The following is an 18,128-nucleotide window of genomic DNA, read 5'->3' as shown; positions in this document are numbered from 1 at the left end:
AGCTTAGGATCGGGAGGATCGCAATGGATGCGAGAGGCATTACCATGGAGCCGCTGGCCGACCGGCCGGCTCTCCTCAAGGCGAGCCGGCTGTTTTCGGCATTGAGCACCGCGTCGCTCTACATTGCCGGCGCCGGGCTGGTGGCGATGACGGCAATTGTCGCCTGGCAGGTGTTCTGCCGCTACGTGCTCAACTGGTCGAATTCTTGGACCGAAATCACCGCTGTGCTGCTGATGAGCTGGTTCATCATCCTTGGCGCTGCGGTCGGCGTGCGCGAGAACTACCATCTCGGTTTCGACGTGCTGCTCTACGTGCTGCCGAAGGGCAGCAAGAAGTGGCTGCGCACCGTCTCCGATGCGCTGGTGGCCGCTTTCGCAGTCGGCATGATCTATTACGGCTGCCAGCTCGTCGCGCTCGGCTGGCGGGCGCGGCTGCCCGCGTTGGGCATCCCCGAAGGGTTGAAATATCTGCCGCTGATCGGCGGCGGCGCGCTGATCGTGCTGTTTTGCGTCGAGCGCGTGGTGCTGCGTTTCGCCGGCGTCGACGTCGATCGCGACCTGCACGACGAGGACGAAGTTTCAGAGATCGGCGAGGCCGAACTCGACCGGCTGAAGGAAGCTTGAGATGGCGCTCTGGATCCTGTTCGGCGTCTTTGCGGTGCTGATGTGCATCGGCATGCCGATCGCCTTCTGCCTCGGCATCGCAAGCTTCGCCACTATCCTCTATATGGGCCTGCCGCCGCTGGTCATCTTCCAGCAGATGAATTCCGGCATGAGCGTGTTCACGCTGCTGGCCATCCCTTTCTTCATCTATGCCGGCGACCTGATGGTGCGTGGTGGTATCGCCAGTCGCATCGTCGCCTTCGCGGGCTCGATGATCGGCCATCTTCGCGGTGGCCTGGGACAGGTCAACATCGCCGCAGCGACGCTGTTCGGCGGCATTTCCGGCTCGGCGGTCGCGGAGACGGCGGCGGTCGGCGGGCTGATGATCCCGCAGATGAAGGCGCGCGGCTACGGCGCCGACTACGCCGTCAACGTCACCTCGATGGCGGCTCTGATCGCGCTGCTCCTGCCGCCCTCGTCGAACATGATCATCTATTCGATCGCCGGCGGCGGCCGGATCTCCATCGCCGACTTGTTCACGGCCGGCATCCTGCCCGGACTGCTGCTTGCCGTGTCGCTGATGGTCACGGCCTATATCGTGGCGCGCAAGCGGGGCTATCCGACCGAGCCGTTTCCCGGTTTCGCCACCGTCGGCAGGCTCGGCCTGATCTCCATACCGGGCCTGCTGCTGATCGCCATCATCTTCGGCGGCGTCCGCTCCGGCGTCTTCACCGCGACCGAAAGCTCCTGCATCGCGGTGCTCTACGCCATCCTCGTCACGCTCACCATCTACCGTTCGATGGACTGGCGCGACTTCGTCCACGCCACTTTGGGTGCGGTGCGGACCACGGCGATGGTGCTGCTGATCATCGGCACGGCGGCGTCCTTCAGCTGGCTGATGGCCTACCTCAAGGTGCCGGCGACGCTGATCGAGGGCATGAACATGATCTCGACCGATCCGCTGGTCGTGCTGCTCTTGCTCAACGTCCTCATGCTGTTCCTCGGCACCTTCATGGACATGGGGCCGATGATCATCATCTGTACGCCGATCTTCCTGCCGCTGGTCACGCATTACGGCGTCGATCCGGTGCATTTCGGCGTCATCGTCATCCTCAACCTCGGCATCGGCCTCAACACGCCGCCGGTCGGCACGGTGCAGTTCGTCGCCTGCGCGGTCGGCAAGATCACGGTGTGGGAATCGATGCGCTCGATCTGGCCCTTCTATGCCGCCGGCATCGTCGTATTGGGCCTGGTCACCTATATTCCGGCGATCTCGCTCTGGCTGCCGAGCGTGTTCAAATAGGGGGTGATGATGGCGTCGGACACAGCAATCGGGTCGAAGGTCGAGCGCAAGCCGAAGCTTTCGGAAACGGTTGTGGCCGCCATCCGCAAGCAGCTCGTTGCCGGCGAGATCCAGCCCGGCCACAAGCTGCCGACTGAAGAGAAGCTGACCGAGACCTTCGGCGTTTCGCGCACGGTGATCCGCGAGGCGCTGGCGAACCTCGCCGCCGACGGGCTGGTCGAGTCGCGCCAGGGGGCCGGCGTGTTCGTGCGCGACCATCCGGCGCTGACGCTGGGGGCGCTCAGCCAGGAGATCAGCAAGGTCAGCCAGGCGATCAACGTGCTGGAAGTTCGCATGGGGATCGAGGTGGAGGCGTCCGGGCTTGCCGCGGTGCGGCGCAACGCCGCCCAGGCGGCGCGCATCCAGGAGGCCTTCTTCGAGTTCGAGCGCCTGCTGAAGCTCGGCGAGCCGACCGGCAAGGCGGACTTCGCCTTCCACCGGGAGATCGCCGCAGCCACGAACAATTCGCTCTATGTCGAGATGCTCGATGCGCTCGGCGATCGCACGATTCCCTGCGATCGCACTTCCCCCTGGTATTCGATCGAGGTGCTTTCGGCGGACTATCTCACCAAGCTGCAGCGCGAGCACCTTCTGGTGCTGAAGGCGATTTCGGACGGCGACGCGCCGGCCGCGCGCGAAGCGATGCGGACGCATCTGGTCGCCGCGCAGGCACGCTACAGCGACCGGCTCGTCGGCCAGCAGGCCGACTATCTCGCCGGCATCCGGCGCTGATCCATCACGACAGGAGACTATGCCGACATGGCTTTCGAGACCGAGTATTCCACGCGTTTTGCCGTCGATCCCGCCGCTGCCGCGGCCATGGGCACCGACGAGCTTCGGCATCACTTCCATGTCGCGGGCCTGTTCGAACCGGGCAGGATCAGTCTGACCTACACCCATTACGATCGCATGATCGTCGGCGGCGCGATGCCCGGCAACGAGGCGCTTATGCTTGAGGCGATCAAGCCGACGGGGACGAAGCGGTTCCTCGACCGGCGCGAGATGATCGCCGTCAACATCGGCGGCGCGGGCAGCGTGGAAGCCGGCAGCGAGACATACGAAATGGCCACGCGCGACATGCTTTATCTCGGCATGGGAACCGATCCGGTTTCCTTCGCGTCGTCCAATGCGGGCGAGCCGGCGAAATTCTATCTGTTGAGCGCGCCGGCGCATCGGGAGCATCCGAACCGGCTGATCCGCATCGGCGACGCCAAGCGCATCGACCTCGGCAGCCAGGCGACTTCCAACGAGCGCTCGATCTTCCAGTTCAGCGCGGCCGTCGAAACCTGCCAGCTCGTCGTCGGCATGACGCAGCTCGCGCCGGGCTCGGTGTGGAACACCATGCCGGCGCATGTGCACGACCGGCGCATGGAGGCCTATCTCTATTTCGACCTCGCCGAGACGGCGCGTGTCTTCCACTTCATGGGCGAGCCGGACGAGACCCGCCATATCGTCATGCAGAACGAGGAGGCGGTGATCTCGCCGCCCTGGTCGATCCATTCGGGCGCCGGCATGTCCAACTACGCCTTCATCTGGGCGATGGCCGGCGACAATGTCGACTACACCGACGTCGATCCCGTGCCGGTCGAGGAGTTGCGGTGAGCGATCTCTCGGCGTTCAGCCTGGCAGGCCGGCGCGTCCTCGTCACCGGCGCCAACACCGGCATCGGCCGGGGCATCGCCGTGTCGGTCTCCCGCGCGGGCGCAGACGTGGTCGGCGCCGGACGCTCGGCGATGGACGAGACGGCGGCGCAGATAGAGGCTGCGGGCGGCGGCCGCTTCGAAGCGGCCTCCTGCGACCTGTCGGACAAGGCGACCGCGCAGGCGATGCTCGACCAGGTCTGGGCTGCCGGGCCGCTGGACGGTCTGGTCAACAATGCCGGCGTCATCCGCCGCGCCGACGCCGTCGATTTCACCGAAGCCGACTGGGACGAGGTGATGGAGGTCAACCTGAAGTCGCTGTTCTTTCTCAGTCAGGCCTTCGGCCGCAAGGCGCTGGAAGAAGGGCGCAGGGGAAAGATCATCAACATCGCCTCGATGCTGTCGTTCCAGGGCGGCATAAGGGTCGCGTCCTACACGGCCTCCAAGCATGGCGTGCTCGGCCTCACCCGACTGCTCGCCTGCGAATGGGCGGCGAAGGGGATCAACGTCAACGCCATCGCGCCCGGCTATATCGAGACCAGCAACACTGAGGCGCTGCGCGCCGACGCCGAGCGCAGCGCGGCGATCCTGTCGCGCATTCCGGCCGGCCGGTGGGGCGAGCCGGGTGATATCGGCGACGCGGCGGTGTTCCTGCTCGCCAGGGCCTCCGATTACATGCACGGCGCCTGCATTCCGGTCGACGGCGGCTGGCTGGCGCGATGAGGAGTGACGATTCATGAACCCAGCAGATGTTTTCACGCATGCTGCGACGGTCGCCTGGATGACCACGGCCGACGGCAACAAGCGCAGGGTGCTTGTGCATACCGACGAGTTGATGGTCGTCGAGTTCGCGTTCGAGAAGGGTGCCGTGGGCGTGCTGCATTCCCACCAGCACGTGCAGGCGAGCTATGTCGCCGAGGGCCGCTTCGAGGTCACGATCGACGGCAGGACTGAAACCCTGGAGGAGGGCGACTCCTTCATTGTGCCGTCCAACCTCGTCCACGGCGTCAAGGCGCTGGAGGCCGGGCGCCTGGTGGACTCCTTCACGCCGCACCGCGCCGATTTCCTCGGCTGAGGTTACAAGCTCAGGGCGAGTACGCTTCGTGCTCTACCCCCACCCCTAACCCCTCCCCCTTGCGGGGAGGGGTTAGGGGTGGGGGTACTGCTGCAGCACAAACGATAACCGCATCGCGACCGAGAGACGAGCGCGGCAACGCCGAAGGTCGGTGTCCGGAGCTCCGGCCATTGTCGCAAAACATTTGAAGCAGTTTCACCGCCGCAGGCGTGGCGCGCGATCGCGAAGCCGCCTACACGCAAAGGCTGCGAACGAGATACTGCGCGTCCGACCGGAGGAGGGGGGCGTGGCAGGCTCCCGCCCGGTGGGCGGAGCAAGACCCCGGAGCGTTCGCGAACGGGAGGAAAATCATGTTTGAACGCTTCTTCAGGCTCGCCGAGAACGGTACCAGCGTGCGCACCGAACTGATCGCGGGCCTGACGACATTTTTGACGATGTCCTACATCATCTTCGTCAACCCCGAGATCCTGTCCACCACCGGCATGGACCGCGACGCGGTCTTCGTGGCCACCTGCATCGCGGCCGCGCTCGGCTCGGCGGTGATGGCGCTGGTCGCCAACTGGCCGATCGGCATGGCGCCGGGCATGGGGCTCAACGCCTTCTTCGCCTTCACCGTGGTGGCGGCGCTCGGCTTTTCCTGGCAGCAGGCGCTGGGCGCGGTCTTCATCTCGGGCGTCATCTTCGTGATCCTCACCGTCACCGGCGTCAGAAGCTGGCTGATCGCCGGCATCCCGCATTCGCTGCGCAGCGCCATCGCCGCTGGTATCGGCCTGTTCCTCGGCATTATCGCGCTGAAGAACGCCGGCATCGTCGTCGACAATCCGGCCACGCTGGTCGGCCTCGGCGATCTCAAGCAGACCGGACCGCTGCTCGCCGTTTTCGGCTTCTTCGTCATTGCGGTGCTCGACGCCCTGCGCGTGCGCGGGTCGATCCTCATCGGCATCCTCGCCGTGACTGTGCTGTCCTGGATCACCGGCGTCAGCACCTTCAACGGCCTTGTCGCGATGCCGCCTTCCGTGGCGCCGACCTTCCTGCAACTCGACATCGTCGGCGCGCTGCACAGCGGGCTCGTCCACGTCATCCTGGTCTTCGTGCTGGTCGAGGTGTTCGACGCCACCGGCACGCTGATCGGCGTCGCCAAGCGGGCGAAGCTGATCGAGGAGGGCAAGCCAAATCGGCTCGGGCGCGCCCTGCTCGCCGATTCGGCGGCGATCGTCGCCGGCTCGCTGCTCGGCACGTCGAGCACCACCGCCTATGTCGAAAGCGCGTCGGGCGTGCAGGCGGGCGGGCGCACGGGCCTTACCGCGCTGGTGATCGCCATCCTGTTCCTGGCGTCGCTGTTCATCTCGCCGCTGGCCGGCTCGGTGCCGACCTACGCCACCGCGCCCGCGCTGCTCTATGTCGCCGGACTGATGATGCGCGAACTGACCGAGGTCGACTGGGACCAGCTTACCGAAGCGGCGCCTGCGGCGATCACGGCGATCATCATGCCGTTCACCTACTCGATCGCCAACGGCCTCGCCTTCGGCTTCATCTCCTACGTGGTGCTGAAGGCCTTCACCGGCAAATGGCGCGACATCCATCCCGCGACGCTGATCGTGGCGGTGCTGTTCGTCATCCGCTTCGCGTTCTTTGCGGAGTAGGTCGGGGGCTGACTCTCCAATGATTGCCGATAGCGCTGGCCCCTCTCCGTCACGCTTCGCGTGACACCTCCCCCCCCGGCGGGGGGAGGAACTGCCGCTGCCATGCCGAGCCTCTCCAGCTTGGTTCCTCGCCCCTATGGGGAGAGGTGGCTCGGCGAAGCCGAGACGGAGAGGGGGACGCCATAAGTTAACAGCCCTGCCGCGGCGGTAGGAAACCACAGGCAGGCAGTGAGCCGCGCTTCCGAACCCGAACGGATCAGATCGCCTCGCCGCGCAGCAACCTTGGCGTCGACCCGCCAAGCCCCGATGCCTGCCTGATGAAGAAATCCTTCAGGCGCGGCATCCGCTCGACAAGCCCGAGTCCAACATCCCGCACCGCCCTGAGCGGTCCGATGTCGTTGGAGAACAGACGGTTGAGCACGTCGGTGGTGACGCCCATCTGCATCGTGTCGAAGCGGCGCCACTGCTGGTAGCGCTCCAGCACGTCGAGCGCGCCGATGTCCTGGCCGAGCCGGTCGGCCTCGACGACGACTTCGGCAAGTGCGGCCACATCCTTGAAGCCGAGGTTGAGGCCTTGTCCGGCGATCGGATGGATGCCGTGCGCGGCATCGCCGGCCAGCGCCAGCCGCGGCGCGACGAAGGCACGCACGAGGGTCAGACCCAGCGGCCAAGCGCGCGGCTTGTCGGCGACGGCGATCTGGCCGAGCTTCAGCCCGAAGCGCTGCTCCAGTTCAGCCTCGAATAGAAGGTCGTCGCCGTTGACAAGACGGTCTGCGTCCTGAGTGCGCTCGACCCAGACGATGGATGAGCGGTTTTTTCCTTCCCGTGTCGGTTTCAGCGGCAGGGTCGCGAAAGGGCCGGCGGGGAGGAAATGCTCCTCGGCGCGGCCGTTGTGCGGCCGTTCGTGCTCGACGGTGCAGACGATGCCGGACTGGCCGTAGTCCCATTTCACCGTCTGGATCCCGGCCATGTCGCGCAGCCGCGATTTCACCCCGTCGGCGGCGACGAGCAGGCGCGCCCGCAGCGTCGCGCCGTCGGCCAGGTGCACGGTCATGCCGGATGGCTCCGAGTCGAAACCCTGCACGGCGACGCCTTCGATGATGTCGATGCCGAGCCGCGCCGCCTCGGTACGCAGCGCGCCGTTCAGGTCGCGGTTGGCGACCATGTGCGCGAACGGCTCGCCCGGCGCCACCTCGCCGTCGAAGGTCAGGAAGACGGGACGCACCGGATCGCCGGTGCGCGAATCGGTGATGACCATGTCGGTGATCGCCTGCGCCTGCGGGGCGATCCGGTCCCACACGCCGAGGCGGTCCAACATGCGGCAGGCCGCCGCCGCGATCGCCGAGGCGCGGCCGTCCTTCTGCCAGACGCCTTCGGGCGCTGCGTCGACGACGGCCACGGCGAGGCTCGGCCGCGCCTGTTTCAGCGAAATCGCCGCCGCCAGGCCGACATAGCCGGCGCCGGCGATCAGGACATCGAGTTTCGATGGTTCAGCGGGCATGGCCGGCTCCTTTTGGAAAGGATTTACCCCCACCCCTGACCCCTCCCCTCAAGGGGGAGGGGGACTTGGCGTGCGACAGCTTCCCTTCCCCCTTGAGGGGAGGGGTCAGGAGTGAGGGTATCCAGCGCATCGCATCTCCAAAGATTACCCGTCTCCAACCCTTGACGGCCTTCGTGTCCTGTCCGAAACCGACCGCATATCTGCGAAGGACAACGACATGACGGCGATCGGTGAATTGCTGACCATTCTCGACCTTGAGAAGCTGGAACACAACCTGTTCCGTGGTCGCAGCCCCAATGTCGAATGGCAGCGCGTCTTCGGCGGACAGACCATCGCACAGGCGCTGGTCGCGGCGCAGCGCACCGTCGAGCCCGATCGCCATGTTCATTCACTGCACGGCTATTTCATGCGTCCCGGCGATACCAAGGTGCCGATCGTCTACGAGGTCGACCGCATCCGCGACGGCGGATCGTTCACGACGCGGCGGGTGGTGGCGATCCAGCACGGGCAGGCGATCTTTTCGCTGGAGGCGTCCTTCCAGGTCGAGGAGCGCGGGCTCGACCACCAGATGCCGATGCCGCGCGACGTGCCGGAACCCGACACGCTGATGTCGCAGCGCGCGCTGCTGGAAAAGTTCGGCGAGGCGGTACCGGACGGGATCAGGCGCTACTGGGAGCGTGACCGCCCGATCGAGATGCGGCCGGTGATGCTGAAGCACTACACGAGCCGCGAGAAGCTCGATCCGCAGCAGAACATGTGGATCCGCACCACCGGGCCGGTGCCGGCCGACCGTCGCATACAGGCGGCGGTGCTGGCCTATCTCTCCGACATGACGCTGCTCGACACCTCCACTTTTGCCCACGGAAGGGCGATCTTTGACCGCGATATCCAGGCCGCCAGCCTCGACCACGCCATGTGGTTCCACCGGCCCTGCGCGCTGGACGACTGGCTCCTCTATGCACAGGACAGCCCCTCCAGCCAGGGCGCGCGCGGCTTCACGCGCGGGTCGCTGTTTTCCCGGGACGGAACGCTGATCGCCTCGGTGGCGCAGGAAGGGCTTATCCGTCTGAAACAGCAGCCTGCCAGATAGGCAGAATCGAAATATTGCATATTTTTTAGCCATTCGCATTGCTGCATGTGCGAAGGTTCTTTCGCGCGCTCGCCAAAATCGCTTTTACTATCAACGCCTTGATGAGTTGCCCGGGCAGTTGGCACGGAGCTTGAATCCTGCCGTGCATTCCGGCTCGCGTTGCGGACCGGGGAAATCAAGCGGGGACCCGCAACAGCAAAGGGCGAACCTAATGAAAATAGTGATGGCAATCATAAAGCCGTTCAAGCTGGACGAGGTGCGCGAGGCGCTCACCGCCGTCGGCATACAGGGCCTGACCGTCACCGAAGTCAAAGGCTACGGGCGTCAGAAGGGGCATACCGAAATCTACCGCGGCGCCGAATACGCCGTCTCCTTCCTGCCGAAGATCAAGATCGAGGTCGCCGTGGCCGCCGACATGGTGGACAAGGCCGTCGAGGCGATCACCGGAGCCGCCAAGACCGGCCAGATCGGCGACGGCAAGATCTTCGTCTACGGCATCGACCAGGCCGTGCGCATCCGCACCGGCGAAACCGACACCGACGCGCTTTGAGCCGCCAACGCATCCCAATGGAGAGATCGATGAGACTGTTTTCCCCCTATAAGGCCGGGCGCCTCGCCCTGCTGGGTTCGCTGGCAGCGTCGCTCAGCACCGTCGTGGCCTTCGCGCAGGAAGCCGCCCCGGCTGCTGCGGCCGAGCCGGCCGCCGCGCTCGACACCGGCAATACCGCCTGGATGCTGACGTCCACGGCGCTGGTGCTGATGATGACCATTCCCGGCCTCGCGCTGTTCTATGGCGGCATGGTGCGCAAAAAGAACGTGCTCGCCACCGTCATGCAGAGCTTCGCCATCTGCTGCCTGATGACGGTGCTGTGGTTCGTCGTCGGCTATTCGCTCGCCTTCTCGGAAGGCAACGCCTATGTCGGCGGCCTGTCGAAGGCCTTCTTCGCCGGCATCACGGTGGACACGCTGTGGGCGCCCGGCGTGGCGAACATTCCCGAATACGTCTTCGCCGTCTTCCAGATGACCTTCGCCATCATCACGCCTGCGCTGATCGCCGGCGCCTTCGCCGAGCGCATGAAGTTCTCGGCGCTGCTCCTCTTCATGGCGCTGTGGGTGCTGATCGTCTATGCGCCGATCGCGCACTGGGTGTGGGGCGGCGGTTTCCTCGGCTCGGCGGGCGTGCTCGACTTCGCCGGCGGCACCGTGGTGCACATCAATGCCGGCGTCGCCGGCCTGGTGACGGCATTGGTTCTCGGCAAGCGCGAAGGCTACGGCACGGTCAACATGGCGCCCTACAACCTGGTCTACGCGGTGATCGGCGCCTCGCTTCTGTGGGTCGGCTGGTTCGGCTTCAACGCCGGCTCGGAACTCGCCGCAGACGGCCTGGCGGGTGCGGCCATGGTCAACACCCAGGTCGCGACCGCCGCTGCCGGCCTGTCCTGGATGTTCGTCGAGTGGATGATCGCCAAGAAGCCGTCGGTGCTGGGCATCATCTCCGGCGCGGTCGCCGGCCTTGTGGCCATCACGCCGGCCGCCGGCTTCGTCAACCCGACCGGTGCCTTCATCATCGGCATCGTGGCGGGCATCGTCTGCTACTTCGCCGCCGTCAAGGTGAAGCACATGCTCGGCTATGACGACTCGCTCGACGCCTTCGGCGTCCACGGCGTGGGCGGAATCGTCGGCGCGATCCTGACCGGCGCGCTCGCCGACCCGGCCATCAACAGCCTCGGCAAGGACGCGTCGGTCGCGACGCAGCTCTACGGTATCGTGTTCACCATCATCTGGACGGCGATCGCGACCGCCGTGATCCTGTATGTGGTCAAGGCCATCGTCGGCCTTCGTCCGACCACGCAGGAAGAGGTCGAGGGTCTCGATGTCACCCAGCATGGCGAGGTGGTGCAGTAAGCGCCGCCCGCCCGCGCCGGCGCGCCCTCCTGCGCCGGCGCTGCCAGATCCAGTCGCGTCTCCCGTAAGGAGCGCACGCCTTGAGGTCCGGCTCGTTCCGGGCCTCTTTTTTGTCGGCATGTTCCCACGCCTTAATGGTGGCAGGAAATCGAGATGGCGGTCCCGGCCGTAGCGATGTAGGAAACAATGCTGCCGCATCTGGCGGTACGACAAGGACGGGTTCGATCTTTGGGTGGGTATGGACAAGGAACGATTTGAACAGGCAATCCGCAAGGCCATTGCCGATCGCAACGCGCAATCGCCCGAGCAGCGTCTGAGAATATACGACGCCGCCCGTGCCGCGCTGGCGCGCCGGCCGGTCGGGTCCCCGCTGCTGTCGGAAACGCTGGAGGCCGCGATCGAGCAGATCGAATCGTCCTTCGCGCCGAAATCCACGCCGGAGGCTGCTGCGGCCGCCGAAGCCGGCTTGCCGGGGAGTAACCGCCGCCCGGCGGCGCGCCCGGTTCTGACACGCTCTCTGCCGGCGTTCGTCGGCGGAGCCGTTCTCGGGGCGGCGCTGGCGGTGCTGGGCTTCATTCTGCTCAACCAACCGGCAGGACAGTCTGCAGACGTTCGCTCGAAGCTCGAGGCGAGATACGCCAAGGCCCTGGGACAGCTTCCGGCCGCCGAGGAGTTTCTAGGGACGATCACCAACGCCATCGTCGACATGCAGAAGAAGAACCCTGTGGCGCTCGAGGCAAAAGCCGGCAAGACGTTCATCGGGCTCAAGGCCCTCGATGCATCGCTGGCCAAGCAGATGCCGACGACGCTGCCGCCCGGGACCGCAGTGGTGCTGCGCGCCAATGCGAAGGATTTCAAGATTCTCCTGAACTGGTCCCTCTGCCCCGCCGCGAGTATTGCGCGCCCGGAACTGGTCGATCGCGTGCGCAGCAAACCGGGCACGCTGGCATGTCCCTATTTCGGCGTCTGGAGCCAGGGCGCTGCCAACTGGTGAGGCGGCAGAGTCCTTCCGGCCGCTGAAACACCGGTGGTTGCCGCCATCGCGGCTGGCGGGTTTCGAAATCTCCGTATTATTCGCTCAAAGTCAAAGCGCCGACTTTGTTGTGGCACATTGTTGCTTGGATCTGTTCTTTGCATATCCCTGGTGAGCAACGTGCTGTTCGCCAGGTCGCGATGAGGCATGCCGTGTTTTCCCTTCAGGTCGAGATCGACAGCTGTTCCCGGAGATGCTTAGATGTATCCGGGTTTGGGGGGAAATCATTTATGCTTGTGCACACCGCCGTACCGATCGGCTTTATTGCCGCGATCGGAGCAGCCTGTTTTTATCTGAAAATCGGCGATCGAACTGGCCGATCTGAACAAGTTATTTCCGATCTCTCCGGCGTTACTATTTCAGTCGTTGTTATCATGGTGACGATGTGGTGGCTGTGGATCGTCGAATACGGTCCGGAATACGATGGAGAAACGGAACTGCCATCAGCATCATCTGATGTTGATTTGCCACGCTGATGCCATGGCCGAGTGCGAGATAATCGATGATAAATTGCGGCTGGAACGATACCGCAAGACGGTTGGATGGAGGCCTCGCCTTGGATTTGAACCAAGGATGAGCAGAGTTGCAATCCGCCGCGTAACCGTCCGCCACGAGGCCATCGGTGAAAGGCTAGAACGAACGCGTTAACGATTGGTCAAGATCGGAAGCCTGGGAAGCGGCTTTCAGGTCCGCGGCTCTGGACGATAAGGCCCGCGAAATCTCCATGGTTAATGCCCCCTTAACCTTCCCGGCAATAGTCTGGCGGCCGAATCCGACCGCGATGCGCGCATCCGGTTCAGGCTAAGGCAGACGGGGTAGAGAATGCGTTCAGGGGCATCGGCGCCGCTCGCGCTGGGCGATACGGGTCAGGGCATCAGGATGTTCGCGCGGCGGCAGGCGGGACGCCTGTCGGGGCTGGCGCTTTTTGCGGCTGTCGCCTTCGGGGTCGCGAGCCTTGCGACCTGGAACGTCGCGGATCCGAGTTTCTCCCACGCGACCGACAATATCGTCACCAACGCCATGGGCTATGCAGGCGCGGTCTTCTCCGATCTCGCCATGCAGTTCTTCGGCCTCTCGGCGGTCGCGGCGCTGGTGCCTGCGGTCGCCTGGGGCTGGCTGCTGTTTTCCGCGCGCGGCGTCGACAAGCTGCCGAAGCGCGGTCTTGCCTGGTTCGGCTTCGCCCTGCTTGCCGCCGCGATCGCAGGCTGCGTCACGCCGCCGCCGACATGGCCGCTGCCCTCGGGTCTCGGCGGCGTGTTCGGCGACATGGTGCTGCAGGTTCCCGGCCTGTTCGTCGGCGGGTATCCGAAGGGCCTGCTCGCCACGGCCATCGCGGTGTTGCTCGCCGTGCCGGCGCTCTGGCTCTTCGTCTACGGTTGCGCGCTGATCTCGCGCCGCAACGGCTTCGCGGTCGCCGAAGAAGCGCCTGCCCGGCCCGAACCGGTCGATGAGGATGCCATCCTGTTCGAGCCGGACGAAGATGACGACGACAATGAGGGCATCCTGGCGCTCGGCGCGATCACCCATTGGTGGCTGTCCTTCCGTGCCTGGATGCACAGGCGCGCCGAAGCGAAACGGCGCGACCGCGACGCGTTCGACCTGCCGGCGGAGCCGCAGACCAGCGCCTGGCGCATGGCCGCCGAGCGCGTGGAATCGGCCGAGCGCGCCGAGGCCTATCTCAGCGACGGCGGGCGTGCGCGGGTCGAGCCCGAATTCTTCGCCTCGCTGACGCATGAGCACGCGCCCTCGCTCGATCCCGACGACCAGGATATCTTCGAGGAGGATGACGACGCCGGTTACAGGCCCGAGCCGGTCGAGCGTCGCCAATCTGGTCCCGGCACGGAGGTGCGCCAGTTCCGCTCCGACGCCGCCACGCGCGTCGATGCGCCGGCACCGCGCCCGCAGCAGGGCGCGCGCGTCCAGCGCGAGGCGCAGACATCGCTGATCGGCTCCGGCCATTTCGAGATGCCGACGCTGCATTTCCTATCGGAACCGAAGAACGTCGCGCGCGATCCCAGCCTGTCGCAGGAAGCGCTCGAGCAGAATGCCCGCCTGTTGGAAGGCGTGCTGGAGGATTTCGGCGTCAAGGGCGAGATCATCCATGTGCGGCCCGGTCCCGTGGTTACGCTCTACGAGTTGGAGCCGGCCCCCGGCATCAAGTCGAGCCGCGTCATCGGCCTGGCCGACGACATCGCCCGCTCGATGAGCGCCATCGCATGCCGCGTCGCTGTCGTGCCCGGTCGCAACGCCATCGGCATCGAACTGCCGAACGCACGTCGCGAGACCGTCTACCTGCGCGAGATCCTCGCCAGTCGTGACTTCGAGGAGACCAAGGCAAAGCTCGCGCTGGCGCTCGGCAAGACGATCAACGGCGAGGCCGTCATCGTCGACATCGCCAAGATGCCGCACGTGCTGGTGGCCGGCACCACCGGCTCGGGCAAGTCTGTCGCCATCAACACGATGATCCTGTCGCTGCTCTACCGGCTGAAGCCGGAGGAGTGCCGCCTCATCATGATCGACCCGAAGATGCTGGAACTGTCGGTCTATGACGGCATCCCGCATCTGCTCACGCCGGTCGTGACCGATCCGAAGAAGGCGGTCGTCGCGCTGAAATGGACCGTGCGGGAGATGGAGGACCGCTACCGCAAGATGTCCAAGGTCGGCGTGCGCAACATTGATGGCTTCAACCAGCGCGTCGCGCAGGCGGCCAAGAAGGGCGAGCCGATCCAGCGCACGGTGCAGACCGGCTTCGACCGCCAGACCGGCGAGGCGATCTACGAGACCGAGGAGATGGATCTCGAGCCGATGCCCTACATCGTCGTCATCATCGATGAGATGGCCGACCTGATGATGGTGGCCGGCAAGGACATCGAGGGCGCGGTGCAGCGCCTCGCCCAGATGGCGCGTGCGGCCGGCATCCATGTCATCATGGCCACGCAGCGCCCATCCGTCGACGTCATCACCGGCACGATCAAGGCGAACTTCCCGACCCGCATCTCCTTCCAGGTGACGTCGAAGATCGATTCGCGCACCATCCTGGGCGAGCAGGGCGCCGAGCAGCTTCTCGGCATGGGCGACATGCTCTACATGGCCGGCGGCGGCCGTATCCAGCGCGTACACGGCCCGTTCGTCTCCGACGACGAGGTCGAGAAGGTCGTCAGCCACCTCAAAACCCAGGGCGTGCCCGAATATCTCGACGCCATCACCGAGGACGACGAGGACGAGGACGACGATTCCCCGGCCAAGGGCGGGTCCGGCGGCGGTAATTTCGAGGATTCGGAAGATCCCTACGACCAGGCGGTGGCGGTGGTGCTGCGCGACGGCAAGGCATCGACCAGCTACATCCAGCGGCGGCTCGGCATCGGCTACAACAAGGCCGCCTCGATCATCGAGCGGATGGAGCAGGAAGGCGTCGTCGGCCCCGCCAACCACGCCGGCAAGCGCGAGATTCTCGTCCCGACGGAGGACGACAAGTTCTAAAGCATGTCTCCCGAAAGCGGGCACCGGTTTCGGAATAAAGACATGCTGAAAAAAAAGGGCCTGAAGCGTAGGAAGCGAATCTGAAAGATCGCAAAGCGCTTCAGGGTTTCGGAACCTGCGGGCGGCGGCGGTGTTGAAAGGACGTTCCGTCAAACTTAGGTCCAATTGGCGGACCACACCCTGTTGCGATCGCAAATGAGAGAGACCGGCATGAAGAATACTGTCCCAGCCCGCATCGGCGTCTTTTCGGCGACCCGCCGTCAGGTGCTCGGATTCGGCCTTGCGGTCGCCGGAGCAGCGGCGCTCAACGTCGTGCCGGGCTTCAGCCTTCTCGCCTCCGCGCAGGCATCCGCCCCCGACGCAGCGCAGCGCATCGCCGACCATTTCTCGAGCGTCAAGACAATGACCGGAGAGTTCGTGCAGTTCGGCCCGCGCGGCGAGCAGACCGGCGGCAAATTCTTCCTGGAGCGCCCCGGCAAGATTCGCTTCAACTATGATGGCTCGTCCAATTTCCGCGTCGTCTCCGACGGCAATTCGGTCGTCATCCTGAACCAGAAGATGCGAACGTCCGATCTTTATCCGCTGTCGAAGACGCCGCTCAAGCTGCTGCTCTCCGACCGGATCGACCTGTCGGGCGGCAAGGTGACGAACATCAAGCAGGAAGACGACCTCACGACCATCCAGCTTTCCGACAAGTCGGTGTTCGGCAACGCCCGCATCACGATGATGTTCGATCCCAAGTCCTATGAACTGCGGCAGTGGACCATCACCGACGCGCAGGGCAAGGACACCACGGTGATGATCTTCAACACCAAGCAGGGCGTCGCTCTGTCCGACGACCTGTTCAAGATCGACTACACGCGCAACCGCGAGTGGAACGAGAAGAAGTCGAGCCGATAGAGCCGATCTATCGGCTCCGGCCATTATGCTCCAGGCGATCGATCGGCAATGAGCGCTTGTCTTTGAGGAGCGCGGCTGGCAGGTTCCGGCGTCTTCAAGCTTTGCCTGCCGTCCCATGCCCCTGACCATCGCCACCTGGAACATCAACTCCGTTCGCCTGCGAATGCCGATCGTCGAGCGCCTGCTCGTCGAACAGGCGCCGGACGTGCTGTGCCTGCAGGAAACCAAGTGTCCGGACGACCTGTTTCCGTTCGATGCCTTCCGCCGGCTCGGCTACGGGCACATCGCCGTGCACGGGCAGAAGGGCTATCACGGCGTCGCCACGATCGCGCGCCGGCCGATCGAGGCGATCGAGCGCCGGCGCTTCTGCGAGATCGAGGACAGCCGGCATCTTTCGGTGCGCTTTACGGCCGGCGACACGTCCGTCCTGCTGCACAATTTCTATGTCCCGGCCGGCGGCGACGAGCCCGATCCGGTCATCAACCGCAAATTCCGGCACAAGCTTGATTTCGTCGCCGAGATGAACGCCGTCCGCGCCGACACCGATCACGCGTCCGCTTCGGTTCTCGTGGGCGACCTCAACATCGCGCCGCTCGAGCATGACGTGTGGTCGCACAAGCAGTTGCTGAAGGTCGTCAGCCACACGCCGGTCGAGACGTCGAGCTTCGAGGCGATGCGCGAGGCGGCCGGATGGGTCGACCTGATGCGTCTCAACATCCCCCATGAGCAGAAGCTCTACACATGGTGGAGTTACCGCGCGCGGGACTGGGAAGCCGCTGACCGGGGGCGGCGGCTCGACCACGTCTGGTCGTCGTCCAATCTGGTGCCGCGGTTCGCAGGCTACGACATCCTGCGCGACGCGCGCGGCTGGGACAGGCCGTCGGACCACGTGCCGGTAATCGCGCGTTTCGACCTGGAGTGAGGGCTGGCCACCCTCGGAAACTTCGTTCGAAGCTACCCAACCCCACCGTTGGCCCTCCCCTTGGGGAAGGGCTGGGGGCAAGCCCTGTACGATGGCTTTGTCGCCCGTCAGGCGCGCCTGTTCTGGCCCGGATGCAGGAGATGGCGCAGATGCACCATCGCCATCGGGTGCGACAGGCTCTGCGAATCAGTTTCCAGTTGCAACTCATCGCCGCCGCGCCTGGCGGTGCGGGCGAGGATCTCATAGACCGCCGCCGTCGTCGATTGCAGCGCCTTGGCCGGGGGGTGGCCGGACAGGACGCGGGCCAGATAGATCGCCGCGGTCAGGTCGCCGAGCCCGTTTGGCGGCCGGTCGATCCGGTGGTGTTCGGCCAGCAGGGCGTGGTGCGCATCGAGCAGCAGGTTGCCGGTGCCTTCCGCCATGGTGGCCGGCGCGGACGTTACCAGCATGGCGGGCGGACCTAGATCGAGCGCCGCCGCGATGGTCGAGTCCAGATCCGGCAGCGCCACGCCGGTCATCCATTCGAGCTCGTAGCGATTGGGGGTGGCGATGTCGGCAAGCGGTATGAGCACGTCGCGCAGCGCGATCGCGGTCGCTTCCGGCACGTAGAGGCCGCCCGAATCGCCCATGACCGGATCGCAGACGAACAGCGCATCGGGCTTGCGCGCCTTGACGGCCGTCACCAGCGACGCCACCGCTTCGGCCTGCGCGGCGTCGCCGAGGTAGCCCGAGAGGACGGCGTCCACCTCGTCCAGCCAGGGCGCGCGCTCGAGGTCGGCGAGCAGGGCCGCGAACTGGTCCGCCGGCGGGACGATGCGGGTGGCGCGGCTGTGGCCGGGATGCCAGGGCAGGATCACCGTCGGAACGGCCCAGACCGGAAATCCCAGCGTCTCCAGTGCAAAGACGGCGGCGCGATTGCCGACGGCGCCGCGGGCGACATGGCTGGAGACGACGATGACGGCGCGCCGTCCGTGGGAAGCTGTCTCGGACATCGG

The 18,128-nt window shown here is 65.4% G+C and carries 17 protein-coding genes and 1 tRNA gene; 15 read left to right on the top strand and 3 right to left on the bottom strand.

Annotated elements, in window-relative coordinates:
* Nucleotides 1-44: 44 nt before the first annotated feature.
* The 7 genes from ABMA46_RS00180 (at nt 45) to ABMA46_RS00150 (ending at nt 6,302) form a co-directional block, all read left to right on the top strand.
* A complete protein-coding gene (locus tag ABMA46_RS00180; protein ID WP_348997897.1) occupies nt 45-623 on the top strand; it encodes a TRAP transporter small permease in 579 nt (192 codons plus the stop codon).
* 1 nt (nt 624) lies between these two features.
* Entirely contained in the window at nt 625-1,905 is a 1,281-nt protein-coding gene (locus tag ABMA46_RS00175) for a TRAP transporter large permease (RefSeq protein ID WP_348997270.1), read from the top strand.
* A gap of 9 nt (nt 1,906-1,914) precedes the next feature.
* Nucleotides 1,915-2,676, top strand: a complete 762-nt coding sequence (locus ABMA46_RS00170) for a FadR/GntR family transcriptional regulator (RefSeq protein WP_348997269.1) — start codon at nt 1,915-1,917, stop codon at nt 2,674-2,676.
* A gap of 27 nt (nt 2,677-2,703) precedes the next feature.
* A complete protein-coding gene (kduI, locus tag ABMA46_RS00165; protein WP_348997268.1) occupies nt 2,704-3,546 on the top strand; it encodes a 5-dehydro-4-deoxy-D-glucuronate isomerase in 843 nt (280 codons plus the stop codon).
* Nucleotides 3,543-4,307: a 2-dehydro-3-deoxy-D-gluconate 5-dehydrogenase KduD gene (kduD, locus tag ABMA46_RS00160; RefSeq protein ID WP_348997267.1), complete on the top strand. Its 765-nt coding sequence runs from the start codon at nt 3,543-3,545 to the stop codon at nt 4,305-4,307. Before kduI ends, kduD begins: the two co-directional genes overlap by 4 nt.
* A gap of 13 nt (nt 4,308-4,320) precedes the next feature.
* On the top strand, nt 4,321-4,659 hold the full coding sequence (locus tag ABMA46_RS00155; RefSeq protein ID WP_348997266.1) for a cupin domain-containing protein: 339 nt from the start codon (nt 4,321-4,323) through the stop codon (nt 4,657-4,659).
* A 350-nt stretch (nt 4,660-5,009) separates the two neighbouring features.
* Nucleotides 5,010-6,302, top strand: coding sequence for an NCS2 family permease (locus tag ABMA46_RS00150; RefSeq protein ID WP_348997265.1), 1,293 nt, complete (start codon nt 5,010-5,012; stop codon nt 6,300-6,302).
* Between the two features lie 256 nt (nt 6,303-6,558).
* Here ABMA46_RS00150 and ABMA46_RS00145 read toward each other — a convergent pair whose 3' ends face one another.
* The gene (locus ABMA46_RS00145) at nt 6,559-7,803 is read right to left on the bottom strand and encodes a ubiquinone biosynthesis hydroxylase (RefSeq protein ID WP_348997264.1); all 1,245 of its coding nucleotides are present in this window, start codon (nt 7,801-7,803) and stop codon (nt 6,559-6,561) included.
* A gap of 217 nt (nt 7,804-8,020) precedes the next feature.
* Here ABMA46_RS00145 and tesB point away from each other — a divergent pair, with 217 nt between their 5' ends.
* The 5 genes from tesB (at nt 8,021) to ABMA46_RS00120 (ending at nt 12,307) form a co-directional block, all read left to right on the top strand.
* Entirely contained in the window at nt 8,021-8,893 is an 873-nt protein-coding gene (gene tesB, locus ABMA46_RS00140) for an acyl-CoA thioesterase II (protein ID WP_348997263.1), read from the top strand.
* 211 nt (nt 8,894-9,104) lie between these two features.
* Nucleotides 9,105-9,443, top strand: coding sequence for a P-II family nitrogen regulator (locus ABMA46_RS00135; RefSeq protein WP_348997262.1), 339 nt, complete (start codon nt 9,105-9,107; stop codon nt 9,441-9,443).
* Between the two features lie 29 nt (nt 9,444-9,472).
* Nucleotides 9,473-10,798 (top strand): ammonium transporter, encoded by a 1,326-nt coding sequence (locus tag ABMA46_RS00130; protein WP_425475666.1) that lies wholly within the window; start codon nt 9,473-9,475, stop codon nt 10,796-10,798.
* A gap of 238 nt (nt 10,799-11,036) precedes the next feature.
* Entirely contained in the window at nt 11,037-11,792 is a 756-nt protein-coding gene (locus ABMA46_RS00125) for a hypothetical protein (protein ID WP_348997261.1), read from the top strand.
* Between the two features lie 269 nt (nt 11,793-12,061).
* Nucleotides 12,062-12,307, top strand: a complete 246-nt coding sequence (locus ABMA46_RS00120) for a hypothetical protein (RefSeq protein WP_348997260.1) — start codon at nt 12,062-12,064, stop codon at nt 12,305-12,307.
* A 67-nt stretch (nt 12,308-12,374) separates the two neighbouring features.
* Here the strand turns inward: ABMA46_RS00120 and ABMA46_RS00115 are convergent.
* Nucleotides 12,375-12,449 (bottom strand) — tRNA-Cys (locus tag ABMA46_RS00115).
* Nucleotides 12,450-12,653: 204 nt separating this feature from the next.
* Here ABMA46_RS00115 and ABMA46_RS00110 point away from each other — a divergent pair.
* The 3 genes from ABMA46_RS00110 to ABMA46_RS00100 all read left to right on the top strand — a co-directional run bounded on the left by ABMA46_RS00110 (nt 12,654) and on the right by ABMA46_RS00100 (nt 17,133).
* Nucleotides 12,654-15,311 (top strand): DNA translocase FtsK, encoded by a 2,658-nt coding sequence (locus ABMA46_RS00110; protein ID WP_348997259.1) that lies wholly within the window; start codon nt 12,654-12,656, stop codon nt 15,309-15,311.
* A 195-nt stretch (nt 15,312-15,506) separates the two neighbouring features.
* Entirely contained in the window at nt 15,507-16,211 is a 705-nt protein-coding gene (locus ABMA46_RS00105; protein ID WP_425475665.1) for an outer membrane lipoprotein carrier protein LolA, read from the top strand.
* A 115-nt stretch (nt 16,212-16,326) separates the two neighbouring features.
* Nucleotides 16,327-17,133, top strand: coding sequence for an exodeoxyribonuclease III (locus ABMA46_RS00100; protein ID WP_348997257.1), 807 nt, complete (start codon nt 16,327-16,329; stop codon nt 17,131-17,133).
* A gap of 107 nt (nt 17,134-17,240) precedes the next feature.
* Here ABMA46_RS00100 and pdxY read toward each other — a convergent pair whose 3' ends face one another.
* The gene (gene pdxY / locus ABMA46_RS00095; RefSeq protein WP_348997256.1) at nt 17,241-18,125 is read right to left on the bottom strand and encodes a pyridoxal kinase PdxY; all 885 of its coding nucleotides are present in this window, start codon (nt 18,123-18,125) and stop codon (nt 17,241-17,243) included.
* Nucleotides 18,126-18,128: the final 3 nt, after the last annotated feature.

Source organism: Mesorhizobium hunchu (genome assembly GCF_040081975.1).
Lineage (GTDB): Bacteria > Pseudomonadota > Alphaproteobacteria > Rhizobiales > Rhizobiaceae > Mesorhizobium > Mesorhizobium hunchu.
The sequence above is the reverse complement of the archived record's forward strand: the minus strand, read 5'-3'. Positions and strand labels throughout refer to the sequence as shown.